Annotated in this window: 10 protein-coding genes; 4 read left to right on the forward strand and 6 right to left on the reverse strand. The window is 61.2% G+C overall.

The annotated features are described in order from the left end of the window. Positions 1-202 precede the first annotated feature (202 nt). A complete protein-coding gene (locus tag OKC43_RS12105) occupies positions 203-925 on the forward strand; it encodes an SDR family oxidoreductase (RefSeq protein WP_139402495.1) in 723 nt (240 codons plus the stop codon). A gap of 141 nt (positions 926-1,066) precedes the next feature. Here the strand turns inward: OKC43_RS12105 and OKC43_RS12110 are convergent, their stop codons facing one another. The 3 genes from OKC43_RS12110 to OKC43_RS12120 all read right to left on the reverse strand — a co-directional run bounded on the left by OKC43_RS12110 (position 1,067) and on the right by OKC43_RS12120 (position 6,217). Then, positions 1,067-2,914, reverse strand: a complete 1,848-nt coding sequence (locus tag OKC43_RS12110) for a tetratricopeptide repeat-containing diguanylate cyclase (protein WP_236271903.1) — start codon at positions 2,912-2,914, stop codon at positions 1,067-1,069. Positions 2,915-3,139: 225 nt separating this feature from the next. Then, a complete protein-coding gene (viaA, locus tag OKC43_RS12115; protein ID WP_236271904.1) occupies positions 3,140-4,594 on the reverse strand; it encodes an ATPase RavA stimulator ViaA in 1,455 nt (484 codons plus the stop codon). A 9-nt stretch (positions 4,595-4,603) separates the two neighbouring features. Then, positions 4,604-6,217, reverse strand: a complete 1,614-nt coding sequence (locus OKC43_RS12120; protein WP_236271905.1) for an ATPase RavA domain-containing protein — start codon at positions 6,215-6,217, stop codon at positions 4,604-4,606. Positions 6,218-6,530: 313 nt separating this feature from the next. On the opposite strand from OKC43_RS12120, the gene OKC43_RS12125 reads away from it, so the two are divergent. Then, positions 6,531-6,965 carry a DNA polymerase III subunit psi gene (locus OKC43_RS12125; protein ID WP_236271906.1) on the forward strand — a complete coding sequence of 145 codons (435 nt, stop codon included), beginning with the start codon at positions 6,531-6,533 and terminating at the stop codon, positions 6,963-6,965. 118 nt (positions 6,966-7,083) lie between these two features. Continuing rightward, positions 7,084-7,533, forward strand: a complete 450-nt coding sequence (gene rimI, locus OKC43_RS12130) for a ribosomal protein S18-alanine N-acetyltransferase (RefSeq protein ID WP_005340505.1) — start codon at positions 7,084-7,086, stop codon at positions 7,531-7,533. 37 nt (positions 7,534-7,570) lie between these two features. Here the strand turns inward: rimI and OKC43_RS12135 are convergent, their stop codons facing one another. Next, a complete protein-coding gene (locus tag OKC43_RS12135) occupies positions 7,571-8,074 on the reverse strand; it encodes a hypothetical protein (protein ID WP_371155262.1) in 504 nt (167 codons plus the stop codon). Positions 8,075-8,301: 227 nt separating this feature from the next. Between OKC43_RS12135 and OKC43_RS12140 the strand changes: the two genes are divergently transcribed. Next, entirely contained in the window at positions 8,302-10,092 is a 1,791-nt protein-coding gene (locus tag OKC43_RS12140; protein WP_236271907.1) for an AMP-dependent synthetase/ligase, read from the forward strand. A gap of 81 nt (positions 10,093-10,173) precedes the next feature. On the opposite strand, the gene gshA is transcribed toward OKC43_RS12140, so the two are convergent. Continuing rightward, complete coding sequence (gene gshA / locus OKC43_RS12145) at positions 10,174-11,772, reverse strand: glutamate--cysteine ligase (RefSeq protein WP_236271908.1); 1,599 nt, start codon at positions 11,770-11,772, stop codon at positions 10,174-10,176. Between the two features lie 61 nt (positions 11,773-11,833). After that, complete coding sequence (locus tag OKC43_RS12150) at positions 11,834-14,647, reverse strand: M16 family metallopeptidase (RefSeq protein ID WP_236271909.1); 2,814 nt, start codon at positions 14,645-14,647, stop codon at positions 11,834-11,836. Between the last annotated feature and the right edge of the window lie 7 nt (positions 14,648-14,654).

Here is a 14,654-nt window from a genome sequence, read left to right on the forward strand (position 1 = left end):
TAATTTGGCCGCTCATCCGTTCCACAGGTTCCAACTGAACAGAAAATCAAACACTCCGAATCGGATGGCAGCATCCGGACCACGTGGACTTGGCCCCCTCCCCATGCCAGCAACAACCACTCTTGATAAATTTTCATACTTGGACTTTCCCTATCCAGCTACAAATATGTAAATCGTATCTACATAATGGAGAGGTCATTACATGAAACATTCCACCCTGCACAATCAACAGATCGTCATTATCGGTGGTACCTCGGGTCTTGGCCTGGCCACCGCCCAACAAGCGATCGAGCAAGGCGCCAAGGTCATTATCGGCGGTTCCAGCCGTGAGCAGCTTGCCACTGCACTGGCTGAACTGGGCCCAAATGCCAGTGGCCATCAACTGGATATTCTCGACGTCGACTCCGTCAATCACTTTTTCAGCCAGCTGGATTCGCTGGATCATCTCGTCATCACCGCCGCCGTCATGCGACCAGGCAGCTTTCTCACCGCAGCCATCGAGGACTTGAAAATCAACATGGACAGCCGCTTCTGGGGAAGTGTTCATGCGATCCGCGCCGCAGCACCCAAACTGTCCGAACGCGGCTCCATCGTGCTCACGTCCGGGATGGTGACGCGCCGCCCACAACTAGGTAAGGCACTCCCTGCCGTTGCAGCTGGCGCGGTTGAAACGCTGGCTCACAGTCTGGTGACTGAGCTGACCCCCCGTCGGATCAACGTCATCAACCCGGGCCCCATGCGCACTCCCATGCTGCTTAAAGCGCTGGGCAATGACCCACAAAAAGTGGCGGCCGTGGCGCAAAGCCTGCCGTTGAAGCGCTTGGGAGAGGGAGAGGATTATGCACAGGCCGCGCTGTTCCTGATGAGCAACAACAACATGAATGGTGAGGTGCTTCACCTCAATGGCGGCAGCGCCTGGGCATAACGCCCTTCTAACTGTCTTCTGCGCTCGCGCTTGCCAATCTGCCATCTCAGGCAAGAACGAGCGCAGGGGACGAGCATCATCGCCGTATCAGTGTGCTCCCGAATAGCGATGACACCCTGGTGAATGACAATACCCAGCCCGTCAGTTATCTGTTTCCACCCGGTTGCGCCCCGCCTCTTTCGCACGATACAGCGCATTGTCGGCACGCTGGATCAGGGCCGCCAGATCCTGATCATCGTCTCGCAGAGATGCACATCCGATACTGATGGTTACCGGGTACGACATGCCGGGCAGCGCCCGGTTGGCGACCGAGTGACGGATCCGCTCTGCCACCCGGCACGCCTCTTCAAGGCTGGTATCCGGCAGCAGGATCAAGAACTCCTCTCCGCCGGTACGCCCCAATTGATCCTGGTGCCGCAGCTGTCGATCTGCCGCCCGAGAGACCCATTGCAGCACCCTGTCTCCTTGATGATGTCCCAGGGTATCGTTGATCCGCTTGAAGTGATCGATATCGAACACCAGCAGACAAAATGGCGTGCCCTGCCTGCGAGCCAGCGCCAACATATCACTGCCCTGCCGCAGCACCCGACGGCGGTTGTTGATGCCGGTCAGCTCATCGGTAAAGGCCAGACGACGCATCCGACGGTTGCGATCAAGCAGCCATCCCATCGTCAGCAGCGCCAGTACCCCGCAAAGCACCATCACCACCAGCAGCCAGAAACGACGCTCCTTGACCTGCTCCAGCTCCTGCTGCTGCAGTCGCTGCTCGACTCGCAGTCGCTCGTTCTCCCCCTCCTGACGGGCCAGCTCGAACTCGCCGCGAACCCAGGCCGTGCTCTGTTCCCGTAACAGCTGATCGAGCCGCTGCTCCTGCACCAGATGCTCCCGCAATGCGGCCAGCGCCGCCGGATAATCGCCTTGCAACTCGAGCGCCCGGCTGCGCACCCAGTAGAGCTCGAGCAAAAAGCGTACGTGCCCTTCTACCTTCAAAATCGGCTCAATCTTCTCAAGCGCACGCAAGGCTGGCGCCGGTTCCTGCTGTTCGACTCTCAGCCTCGCCCGCACCAGCTCGAGATGCGCATGGAGGATGGGGTCAACGTCGGGAGAGAGCACCTTCGCCGCTTGTGCCAGCAAGCGTCCCGCATCAGCGGGGCGATCCAGCCCGAGCAAAGCCTCGGCCTGCATCACCATGCGTTCGGCATGCTCAATTAGATATTGAGGCTGATTATAAAAGGCCGCACTGCGTTCAAGCTCGCCCAGCGCATCCTGATAACGCCTGGTCTGCAGATAGACCATAGCCAATTGATCACTTAACCTTGCCGAGCCAAACCCGTCGTGACTTCTGGCAAAATGCTCGCTCAACCGGTTGAGGGTGGCGAGCGCTTCGGCATAGAGGCCCATACGACGAAATGTGGCTGCAATCTCGAGCTGCGCCTGGTGATACCAGGTGGGCAACCCCAGCTGCTCATAGATATTGTGCGCCTTGGTGAGATCCATCAGCCCCTGGCCTGAGACCCCCTGAAACGACAGCATGGCCCCCCGGCGAGCCAGCGCCAGCGCCTCCAGCTTTGGCAAGGCGGCCTCTCTTGCCAGCCGCAGCCCCTCATCGTAATCGTGACGAGCCTTCGCTACCTCGCCGAGCAGCTGATTGAACCAGCCGCGGCAAATCGTCAGCTCCGCCACGGCGGCGTCATCACCCTGCTCGCGCGCAATGGCCAGCATCCGCTCCGCATTGGCGATGGCGGTACGGGACTCCTGCATGTCATCGGCCGATTGAGCCCAGCAAGCCAGACGACTGATCCGCATCTGCTGCGACGGCGGATAGGCGTTGCCGTCCCGCTGCAAACGGGCAAGGCGCTCCCGCAGCAACTCGATCGGCTGATAGACCCGCTCCATCCCTCCCAGTTCATTTTCCAACTGCTCGGGGGACAAGGGTTTGGCTGCCAGCCCGAACGCCGCCAGCAACAGCAGCAAGGCAAGTCGGCTCATACACACTCCGGATCAATGGGAAAGATCATCGGGCAAGCCGATGCCGGAAAATCACCATCTTTCCCCTGTAACAATGGTTGTAAAGGCTATCACCCGGACAGAGAGCCCGAATGGCAGGCTAGTCACATTTTACTGCGATATCATCGCGTTGGAATAAAAGCGGGGATGCACAGCGAAAAAGAGGAGGCGGGATAACAACCAAGAGGGGTTGCCCCCTCCCGGTCACTAGTGATGCTGCCAGCGCCGCAGCAGCCGGCCGCGCAGGCCGCAATCGAGCAGCCAGCTATTGTCAAAGACCCGCAGCAGCGCCTGCTTGGCGTGGCGGGACATGGCGACGGCGTGAAAACGGGTCTGGCGCTGGCGATAGCGGTTCATCTGATCGAGCAGGGGATGAGGCAGGCTCTGGGCGATAAAGTCGGAGATGACCAGCACATCCGCCTTGGCAAAGGCGGGATCATCGAGCTTGGCCAGCGCTTTTTCCAGGCAGGGCACCAGATCGGTACCGCCGTGAAAACTCATGGAGAGGAAGCGCTCCGCCTTGTCCAGACCGGTATCCGCAGTGATCTCGAGGGTCGCCACCTCGGTGGAGAAGAGCATCAGGTAGCAGCCGCGCTTCTCATCCATCGCCACCTTGAGCAACGCCAGAAACAGCGCCTTGGCACACTCCTCGGGATATCCCCCCATGGAGCCCGAAGTATCGACGCAGACGATAAAGGGGCCCCGTTGCTGCAACTGCTGCCCCCCCTGCTCCGGAGTGCGCAGCATGATGCGTTGACGCGGCAAGGTGCCACGTGACTGGTAGCTGAGCAGACGCCGCTCCAGATAGCGGCGGTAGAACTCCAGCTCCAGCTCCGGCAGCCCCAGCATCACCGCCTCGCTTGGCAGCAGCCGCATCAGATCGCTGGCCTGATGGATCCCCACCAGATCGTCCGGCACATCGTCGCTGGGGGCGGATTCCAGCTCCAGCACCTGAACCGGCGGCACAGGTTGCTCCTGCGCCCGCCGATCCCGCTCGCTGCGCCCGAGCAGACCGGCAATCTCCGCCAGCAAAGGCTCGCGCAGCAACATGCGGGCGTACTGCTTGACCAGCACCAGACTGCGCTTGTGCCAGTGTCCCTGCGCCAGATCCCACAAACCACCGGCGGAGATCTGGTTGGGGTCGAGGGCATCGGCCAGGGTGCGGCTCGCCAGCAGCTGATCTTCAATCTCCTGACGCTGCTTCTCCCGCTCCGCTTCGGCGATCTGCTGCTGCAGTTGCAGCAGGCTCCCCACCAGACTGGCGCGCCACTTGTCGATAAAGAGCTGGCGCAGCCCCTCGGTGGGGTGGGCCGTCAGCTGACGCACCAAGGATCTGGCCTCACCGGCGAAGGGGCTGTACTGTTCCAGCGACTCCAGCAAACCGGGCAGGCGACCAATCAGCTCGGTCATCGGCAGTTGCCGGTGCGCCTGATAGAGCAGGTACTCCTGCTCCAGCGCCACCGGCACCGGCTTGTGACGGATCTCCTCGCCAAGCTGCTCACCCCAGCTATGCAGGCGCTTTTTCAGCAGCTTGCCCTGTAGCGGGGAGCGTTTGATAAATTCGGAAATCTTGGGCGAGGCCGCCAGCAGGAGCGCCACCTCACCCGCAAGCTCCCCTTCGCCAATCAGGAGCCCCAGATCCAGCATGCCGATCTCAAGCATGAGCGCTCCTTACTCGTCCAGCCTTGGCAACCGCTCGCGCCACTGGGTCATCTCGCTGCGCAGCAGTTCGAGATCCCGGTTCAGCACGAAGAAGCTGTCTTCCACCTGCTGCAACCAGCGTGAGTCGATAAAGAGGTGTTGTTGGTGACGTTCGAACAGGCTGCGCTGCTGCTTGAGCATCTGCATCACCTTGCCGACCTGAACCAGCTGCTCGTCGAGCGACTGCAACCAGGGCGCCAGCACCACCTCGGGGATGGCATTGCGCTCCATCAACACCAACGGGATCTGCTGGCGCTGGATATCGAGCACCTGCAGCCGCAGCTCATCGTCCAGTACCAGCTCGTAATGGCCCTCTTTCGGGTTGCCAAACTCATAACCTACCAGTGCCTCACCGGTGGGATGCCAATGGGAGAGCAAGGTGCGATCGAACACCAGGGTGCGGGTGAGACGCTCGGGATCGCCGCCATCCAGCGGCGCCGGGGTGAGCAGATGGAAGTGCACTTGCTTGCCAAAGGGTCTGGCATTGGCAAGCGGGATCTCGATACCCCGGGCCCGCCGGCCAAACCACTGCTTGCGTTGCCGGGCCTTTGTGCAAAGGCGCTGGGCCACGCTCTGTTTGAGCTGTTTGAACTGATCCCGAAGGGCGAGAAGCTGACGGGTCATCGCCAGTTGCTGATAGCCGTAAAGGCGGGAAAACTCGGTCATCATCTCCAGCAGGGCGGTGCGGGACTCCTCGTCATGCCAGAGACAATCCTTGAACAGCAGCAGATCTACCGGTGCAACCTCATCGCGGCCATTGAAGAAGGCGCTCGCCTTGATGAGCCGTACCGCCTTCTTCCAGCGACGATCCGACACATAGCAGCGATGGGCCAGCTGGCTGTCTAGCTGCTGGCGCAGCTGATAGATAAGTTCGAAACAGGCATCCGGCAGGCGCACCTGTTCAATCTGGCTCTGCCACTGCTCGTACTCATCCCCCCGGATCTGCAGGGATTCCGGCAGATTCTGGTGGGCGTGACCATCGCTGGCCAGCATGGATTGAAAGTTGGCTTTCTCCTGCACCCGGTCCATCCAGATCCGCACCAACATCCGGTCGTAGAGCGCTTCCAGCCCGCTGTCCTGCGCCGGCAGCTCGTTGGAGGCGGTCACCAGCAAGCGCATCGGGATGGGGTGCTGGCTGTCGCCATTGCGAAACTGTCGCTCGTTGATAGCGGTGAGCAGGGTGTTGAGAATGGCGGGACCCGCCTTCCAGATCTCGTCGAGGAACACCACCTCAGCCTCCGGCAGATAGCCAGCAGTGAGGCGAAGGTATTTGCCATCCTCTTTCAGCGCCTGAATGGAGAGGGGGCCAAATACCTCCTCCGGTGTGCTGAAACGGGTCATCAGATATTCAAAGTGGCGGGCGTCGTGAAAGGCCAGCTTGAGGCGACGGGCAATCAGACTCTTGGCGATACCGGGTGGCCCCAGCAAGAAGACACTCTCACCGCTGAGGGCCGCCAGCAGACCGAGGCGCAAGGCATCCTGCCGTTCGTAGAGCCCCTCACCGAGGGCGGCCAGCAGCCGGGGCAGCCGCTCCTGGATGGGAATAAGACGCGCAGGATTCTGGGCTTGAGCTAAAGACGACATAGAGAGTGTTCCGAAGCTGGGATGATGTTAGCCCCAAGGCGCGATATCCATTTGCTCGACCTTGGGTTTTGTCTTGTTATGATGTTTATTCTGGTATCTCTTGCCGCACAATACCCGCCTCTGGCAGGAAAAAACGCAAGGGCAGTGCGATACCGTATCGGCAGCGTGCTGCGCTCATGCATAGCCAGTGTCGTGATGGCACCATGCCCGCATGCGCCAGATGATGCGTTGCAAAGGGTGCAGCAAAAGCGGTTCGAGTGTACCCTGCGCAACACAATTTTCCCCAATGCAGATCAAGAGTGAGTCGCCCCAGATGCAAGATCCCGTTCGTCAGAGCATGTTGGCCCGCATGGGCATTCAAAGCTGGCAACTGCGTCGTCCGGCATTGCTGGGCGCAGCACCCGCTCCCGAGCTTGAGCAAAACGCCACACAGCCGGGCCAGACGGCACCGGCCACCAGCGCTCCGCTGCCCAGCGGCAAACTCTGGCTGCTGGCGCCTCAGCTGCCTGCCACCACGCTGCTGGCGGATATCTGCCAGTTGCTCGGCATGACTCCCGACGAGGTCTCACTGCTCAGCGAGCTGCCGCCTGCCGATCTGCAAACGGCGGGCGCCTCCCCTCTGCTCTGGCTGACGGAGGCCAACCCCGCGCGGCCAAATGCGCTGATCTGCCCGCTCGCCCCCAGCGCCGCGCAAAAGCGCGCCCTGTGGCAACAGCTGCGCCAGCACCTTGCGGCCAGCGCGGCGTGATCCTGCATCATGCCGCCAAGTCCCACTGTGATGCCGCTCTTTTTACCTGATTTTACAAATGCCGCCTCTGCAACCTCTGCTAACCCCAGTGCCCAACATCTTGCCATCCGGAGCCCCCATGCCTGAGTTTCGTCCCCTGCTCGAGAGCGATTTCGACCTTGTCTACCCCATCGAGCAAGCCGCCCACAAGGAGCCGTGGAGTGAGGCCAACCTGCTCTCCTGCTTCGGTCCTCGCTATCTCAACGGCTTGATGCTGGTCGATGGTCGCCCGGCGGGCTTCTATATCTCGGATCTGGTGGCCGGTGACAGCTCGCTGATGAATATCTGCGTGCATCCGGCGTTTCAGGGCAAGGGGTTGGGACGGGCGCTGTTGCAGGCCTATCTGGCGCGCAGCAAGCAAGCCGGGGCAGAGGCCTGGTTTCTCGAGGTGCGGGCCGGTAACCAGACCGCCATCAACCTCTACGAGAGCGCCGGTTTTGCCGAATATTGCCGCCGTGCCGACTACTACGGCACCGGCAATGACAGGGAAGATGCGGTGTTGATGTCGCGACTGTTCGATTTCGGCTGATCCAGCCTGTTCGTCGCGCCCAAGCCTTTTGTCCCCCTCAATCGAGGGGGGCGTTGTCCAGCGCGGGATCCTGCAAGGCCAGGGTGGTATGCACCACCGCCTCGAATCCGGCACCGGAGAGCGGCATATAGAAGCCACGCTGCCAGGTTTTCCCCGGCATCCAGATCTGGTCGATATCCACCACTATCTTGATGGGTCTGAGGGGCTGGCCCGGCTGCTGGATATAGATGCCGGGCGGCGTGGCGACTTTGGGAAAGCGGCGCAGGATCTGCTCGCTGCCATCCCCCTTGCCCGGGTTGAGCCGCACCTTCACCAGCCGGGCAAGCGGGCCAGCCATCTCCTTGCTCTGCCAGAATTTCTTCTCCAGATCGCCGCAGCGGCGGCACTTGGGGGTCTCCAGCACATAGAGCAGCGGATAGCCCAACGCCAGCGCCTGTTGCTGCGCCTGCTGATACCCCTCGGCCCCCTGATACCAGGGATTGGCGGGCCCCTGTGATGACGTTCCGGCAAAGAACCAAAACGCAGCGCCCCCCACCACCATCAGCCCGACCGCGGCCAACGCCCCTTTCACCCACAGATTCATATCGTTAACCCTCTCTCTGCCTCCTAGCAGTATCGGCCAGTCTGCGCAAAGGGAGAGCTATTTGCGCTCTTTGTGATCCAAGACAAACAGCGAACACTTGTAAGCCGTAATGTTGGAGTTTAAACTCTAGCCCGATTTTTAGTGCCCTCGCGGGCGTACAACTGTAATTAAAGGATGTTTAACTGATGCCGAAGCTTCATCTGGTTCGACTGATGCGTGAACGTATTGCCCAGCTTGGCAACAAGGCTGCCCTGCGGGTTCAGCAAGATGGCCAGTGGCGCGCCATCGGCTGGCGTACTTTGGGCCAGGCCATGGACTACTGCGCACAGGCGCTGATCCGTGCCGGCCACCAGCCAACCGAAATGGTCGGCATCTATGCCCGCAACATGCCGGAGTGGACCCAGGCCGATCTCGGCATCCTTGCCGCCCGCGGTGTCAGCGTCCCTATCTACCCCACCAGCACGCTCGATCAGCTGCGCTACATCGTCAAAGATGCCGGCATCAAGGTGCTGTTCGTTGGCGAACAACCTCAGTTCGATCAGGCGCTGCAACTGATTGAAAGCGGCGAGATCCGCCAGCTCATCGCCCTCGACGGCAACGTCAACCTGCGCGGCTGCGAGCAGGCGAGCCACTTCCAGACATTTCTGGTCTCCGGCAACCATCAGCCCAGCGAGCAGGAGCTGCGCGAGCGGGAAACCCAGTACCGGATGGATGATCTGCTGACCCTGATCTACACCTCCGGCACCACCGGCGAGCCCAAGGGGGTCATGCTCGACTTCAGCAACATCGCCGCCTGTTTCGAGATGCACAACAGCCGCCTCGACCTCAATCAGCAGGATGTGTCGCTCTGCATGCTGCCGCTCAGCCACGTGTTCGAGCGGGCATGGAGCTACTACGTGCTCTATTGCGGCGCCGAGAACGTCTATATCCGCGATCCACAGAAGGTGATGGATGTGATTGGCGAGGTGCAGCCGACCGTGATGTGTGCCGTGCCGCGCCTCTACGAGAAGGCCTACGCCATGATCCAGGCCAAAGTTGCTCAGGCTCCGGCTCTGCGTCGCGCCCTGTTTGGCTGGGCGACCAAGGTAGGCAAGCAGATGGTTGCCACCCGTCAGGCTGGCAAGTCCGCCTCCCCGCTGCTCTACGGCCAGCTCTGGCTCGCCGAGCGACTGGTGTTTCGCAAGCTGCGCGCCCGCTTCGGCGGCCGCACCCGCTTCCTGCCGGTGGCGGGCGCCCGTCTGGCCGACGATGTGAACCTCTTCTTCCAGGCGATGGGGCTCAACCTCAAGTACGGCTACGGCATGACCGAGACCACCGCCACCGTCTGCTGCTACGAAGATCAGCAGTTCAAGCTCGGCTCCATCGGCACGGCACTGAACGGCATCGAGGTGAAGCTGGGTGAGAACAACGAGCTGCTGGTGCGCTCCCCCACCGTGATGCGCGGCTACTACAACAAGCCGGACGCGACCGCCGAGGTGATGACCGAGGATGGCTTCCTGCGTACCGGCGATGCCGGTGAGCTCGACAGCCAGGGCAATATCTACTTCACCGAGCGTCTCAAGGAGCTGATGAAGACCTCCAACGGCAAGTACGTGGCACCGCAGCTGGTGGAAGGGACCATCGGCAAGGATCGCTTTATCGAGCAGATCGCCATCGTCGCCGATGCCCGCCACTTCGTCTCTGCGCTGATCGTCCCCTGCTTCGAGTCGCTTGAGGAGTACGCCCGCTCCATCAACCTGCAGTACCAGTGCAAGACCGAGCTGCTGCGCCACTCCCGGGTGATGGAGTTCTTCGAAGCCCGCATCGCCGACTTGCAAAAAGAGCTGGCCAAGTTCGAGCAGGTGAAGAAGTTCACCCTGCTGCCGAGCGCCTTCTCCATGGAGCTGGGTGAGTTGACCCCCACTATGAAGCTGCGCCGCAAGATCATCGAGGCAAAATACCAGAGCGAAATCGAGGCGATGTATAACCACGTCTGATATCGCTCAGGTTCAGAGAAATAAAAAAGCCGCTCACTCGAGCGGCTTTTTGTTGGCACTTTGGTCGGTACGAACCCGCCTTCAGGCCGTGGTGGCACTGGTACCGAAGTAGTCGGCCAGGAAGTCATCGAACGACAGGCTGTCGCTGCGCTCGCGCTCGCGCTGCTTGGCCAGCGAATCCTTCGCCTCACCGGCAAAGTAGGCCTCATCCCAGTACTGCAGCTCCCCTGCCAGTAGCTCCTCGCGATAGCGGGTCGCCAGCTTGTCACCGTAGCAGCCGTTGTCCTTGCCGCTCTCCAGCAGCTCCTTGAGCATGCGGGCGGAGTAGGTGAGCTCGGGGTTGAGCAGCTTCTCGCGATGCATCGCCAGCGTCTCGCGATAGCGGTTGCGGCCACAGCAGCGATCCAGCAGGTCGGCCACCTGAGCCAGCTCGTCAAACAGTTTGAGGCCGTACTCTTTGAGGCCAATGGCATTGCCCTGCTCATCTTCCAGCGTCAGGCCGGGACGACGCCCTTCCAGCACTACCTTGTTCTGGTTGCGGCGGTTGCGGGCAATCTCCTCGTCACTCAGCACCGGAGAGGGGCGCAGCAGGCACCAGACCAGGAACAGGTCGAAGAAGCGGATCTGATCTGCGTCGATGCCGAGCGGGGTGAAAGGGTTGACGTCCACGGTGCGCAGCTCGATGTATTCGATGCCGCGCTGATCCAGCGCATCCGAGGGCTTCTCGCCGCTGCGCGGGGTGCGCTTGGGCCGGATCGGGGCGTAGAGCTCATTCTCCAGCTGCAACACGTTGTCGTTGAGCTGACGATACTCCCCATCCACCTTGACCCCAATCTTGGCAAAGTCGGGATTGTGGGTGTTGATGGCACGGCGCAGGCTGCTGACATAGGCCGGCAGATTGTCGTGGCTGATCTTGAGCCCAGCCTGGGCGCTGTTGGTATAGCCGAGATCGGAGAGACGCAGCGCGGTGGCGTAAGGCAGATAGAGGGTACCCTTGCCGGTCTTCTCGAACGGCAGGTTGCTCTTGCGCCCTTTGAGGAAGGATTCGCAGATGGCCGGGGAGGCGCCGAACAGATAGGGCACCAGCCAGCCGAAGCGGTAGACGTTGCGAATAAGCCCCATGTACTTGTCGGAGATAAAGCGCTGGCTGCAACACCCTTCGCACACCAGATCCTGCCACTCGCTCCAGAAGCTGTCTGGCATGGAGAAGTTGAAGTGCACCCCGGCGATCACCTGCATCAGGCTGCCATAGCGGTTCTTCAAACCCTGACGGTAGAGAGTCTTCATCTTGCCGATATTGGAGCTGCCGTACTGGGCCAGCCGGATGCTCTCTTCCCCACCGACGAAGCAGGGCATGGAGAGCGGCCAAATCCGCTCGTCACCCAGATGCTGAATCACATGGTGATGGATGTCGCCGAGCTGCTCCATCAGGCTGTCGATGGAGTCGGTGGCCGGGGTGATGAACTCCAGCAGGCTCTCCGAGTAGTCGGTGGTGATATTGGGATGGGTCAGGGCCGAGCCCAGCGCCCGGGGATGGTCACTCTGGGCGAGTCGGCCATCCGGCGTGATGCGCAGGCATTCACGTTCGATCCCGCGCCGGATCCCCTTGAGCGCGGTGAGGCGCTCCGGTGATCCCAACGCATTCAGCAACTCGGTGAGCGACAAGCTTGTTGTAGTCATATTCACGGCTCATGTGAGGCCGCCCCATCCGGGGCGGCTCTTGATTTTTATAAAGCGTCAGTTACGGCAACTGCAGCGGATAGATGGGAAGATGAAGCTCCTTCAGGGGTTTTTCAAGCTTTTGCTTGTCTCCCACCACCACGATCACCATGTCGGCCGGATTGAGCCAACGGGCCGCACTGGCCTTCAGCGCCTCGGGCGACACTGTTTTGATCAGGTTGTTCTGGGCCTGCACATAGTCCGGTTTCAGGTCATACATCACCATCTGCAGCAGGAAGCCCGCCTTCTGGCCCAAGGTCTCGTAAGAGAGGGCATCCTGCTGGGAGACCGCGCTGCGCATATAGGCCAGCTCCACCGGGGTCGGGCCGCTCTTGCGGTAGTTGTCCATCTCCTTGAGGAACTGGCGGATGGCATCCACAGTCGCATCGGCCCGCACATTGGCGCCGGTGGCGAAGGTGCCCACCTCGCGGTTGGCGGAGAAACCCGAGCTGGCGCCGTAGGTGTAACCCTTGTCTTCGCGCAGGTTGAGGTTGATGCGGCTGTTGAAGTTGCCACCCAGATTGAAGTTCATCAGCCCGGCGGTGAAGTAATCCCCCGTGGTATCGAACGGCATGGCGCGACGACCGATGCGGATCACCGACTGGGGCGCCCCCGGTTTGTCGACCAGATAGATGCCAGGCTTGGCCTGCTCACCATTGAGCTTGAGATCCCCCAGAGTCGGCGTGGCCCCCTTCCACTCGGTCAGGAAGCCAAGTTGCTCCTCGATCTGCTTCTGGCCCACATCACCGACCACCACCACTTTGGCGTTAGTGGGGTTGTAGTAGGCCTGATAGAAGTGCTTCACGTCCGCCAGGGTCAGCTTGGCCACATCGGCCGCTACCCCGTCGGTAGGTTGCCCGAGGCGGTTCTGCTTGCCGTAGACCAGCTCGCGGAACGCCTGCCCGGCCAGCCACTCGGGCTGTTGCTGGGCCTGTTGCATCCCTTGCAGCAGCTGCGCCTTGACCCGCTCGAAGTCCGCCTCCCGCATGCCAGGGCGCTCCAGCACCTCGCGCACCAGCGCCAGGGTCTGGGGCAACTTATCCGCCAGCGAGCTGATGGTGATCAGGTTGTTGTACTGGGCGCTGGAGACATCAATGCTTGAACCCAGCTTTTGCAGCTCATCGCTCAGCTGAGCCTCGGTCAGGCGCACCGTGCCCTGCCCCATCATGGCGGCGGTCAAATTGGCCAGTCCAAGCTGCCCCTTATCTTCGGCACGAATGCCGCCCGGCAGGGCGATCATGATGGAGACCGCGGGGATCTCGTCACTCTTGGTACCGATGATCTCGATGTTCTTGTCGAGCTTGCCGTGCCAGATGGCGGGCACCTTGACGCTCACCGCCTCGCCCGCCTTGGGCTGCACGCTGCGATCGAAATTGTCTTTTACCGGTCGTTCGGCCAGCGCTTCGTCATGCTTGCTGTAATCCGGCAGCTCGCGCTTGGCGGGGGTAAAGTTCGGGGTGGCAACCTGCCACTCGGTCTTGCCCTTGGGCACCACGCTCAGCACCACCGCAGGCTTGCCGGCGATGAACTTGTCGTAGGCGGCCTTCACCTGCTCAGGTGTCACCTTGCCGATGGCATCCAGCGTCTTGAACACATAGTTGGGATCCTGGGCAAACACCTGACCCATGGCGAGCTGGCTCACCTTGCCGGAGACGCTGTCCAGACCCCAGATGGCGGAGGCACGGTACTTGGCGATCGCCTTCTCCAGATCTTCCGGCTTGAGGCCGCGCTGGGCAAACTCGCCGATCACCTTGTCCACCTCCCCCTTGAGGGTCTTGAGGCTGCCATCCTGCGACGGATTGGGATAGGCGTAGACGGTGAGGGTACAGGCCAGCTCTTCGCAGTAGTGGGACGCCCCCACATCGATCGCCTTGCCGGTTTTCACCAGCGACTGGTAGAGCATGGAGCTGGCGGAACCGCCGAGTACGTCGGCAAACATGTCGAGCGCAGGCTCCTGCGGGTCACCAAGGGATACGGTGGGGTAGCTGATATAGAGCAGCGGCAGGTGCACCTTGTCCTGCAGCGTCACGTAACGGGTCTCGGGCAGAGTCACCGGCTTTGGCGTCGGCTCGGCCACGTCCGGGCCGCGCGGGATGGAGCCGAAGTACTTCTCGATCCACTCGAGAGCCTGCTTGCTGTCAAAGTCGCCGCCCAGAGTCAGGGTGGCGTTGTTGGGGCCATACCAACGCAGGAAGAACTGCTTGAGGTCGTTCACATCGACCCGGTCGAGATCTTCCACGTAACCGATAGGCTGCCAGGAGTAGGGGTGAGTACGCGGATAGAGCGCCTCCCCCACCTTCTCGCTCACCAGCCCGTACGGCTGGTTATCGACCCGCTGGGCCCGCTCGTTCTTGACAGTGGCGCGCTGGATCTCGAACTTCTTCTGGCTCACCGCATCGAGTAGGAAGCCCATCCGATCCGCCTCCAGCCAGAGCACTTTTTCCAGCTGGTTGGCAGGCACAGTCTCGTAGTAGTTGGTGCGATCCTTGTTGGTGGTGCCGTTCATGTCGCCACCGGCCTCGTTGATGATCCGCATGTGCTCCTGATCACCAACGTGCTTCGAGCCCTGGAACATCATGTGCTCGAAGAAGTGGGCGAAACCGGACTTGCCGACCGTCTCGCGGGATGAACCGACGTGATAGGTCACATCGAGGTGCACCAGCGGATCGGAGCGGTCGGGGGCCAGGATCACGGTCAGGCCGTTGTCCAGCTTGTACATCTGGTAGGGGATGGCGAGCTTGCCCTCCTCCTTGCCCTGTTCGGCGATCAGGGTCGGTGCCGCCAGCACCGGCAGGGTGAAGCCCAGCAGAATCGTTAAAGGTATGACTTTGTTCACGGTAACC

The sequence above is a fragment of the Aeromonas sp. Y289-2 genome (assembly GCF_027705925.1).
GTDB lineage: Bacteria > Pseudomonadota > Gammaproteobacteria > Enterobacterales > Aeromonadaceae > Aeromonas > Aeromonas veronii.

Excerpts from the sequence above, each read along its gene's own strand:
- OKC43_RS12105 (WP_139402495.1), top strand. The coding sequence starts at position 203 with ATGAAACATTCCACCCTGCACAATCAACAGATCGTCATTATCGGTGGT.
- OKC43_RS12110 (WP_236271903.1), bottom strand. The coding sequence starts at position 2,914 with ATGAGCCGACTTGCCTTGCTGCTGTTGCTGGCGGCGTTCGGGCTGGCA.
- viaA (WP_236271904.1), bottom strand. The coding sequence starts at position 4,594 with ATGCTTGAGATCGGCATGCTGGATCTGGGGCTCCTGATTGGCGAAGGG.
- OKC43_RS12120 (WP_236271905.1), bottom strand. The coding sequence starts at position 6,217 with ATGTCGTCTTTAGCTCAAGCCCAGAATCCTGCGCGTCTTATTCCCATC.
- OKC43_RS12125 (WP_236271906.1), top strand. The coding sequence starts at position 6,531 with ATGCAAGATCCCGTTCGTCAGAGCATGTTGGCCCGCATGGGCATTCAA.
- rimI (WP_005340505.1), top strand. The coding sequence starts at position 7,084 with ATGCCTGAGTTTCGTCCCCTGCTCGAGAGCGATTTCGACCTTGTCTAC.
- OKC43_RS12135 (WP_371155262.1), bottom strand. The coding sequence starts at position 8,074 with ATGGTGGTGGGGGGCGCTGCGTTTTGGTTCTTTGCCGGAACGTCATCA.
- OKC43_RS12140 (WP_236271907.1), top strand. The coding sequence starts at position 8,302 with ATGCCGAAGCTTCATCTGGTTCGACTGATGCGTGAACGTATTGCCCAG.
- gshA (WP_236271908.1), bottom strand. The coding sequence starts at position 11,772 with ATGACTACAACAAGCTTGTCGCTCACCGAGTTGCTGAATGCGTTGGGA.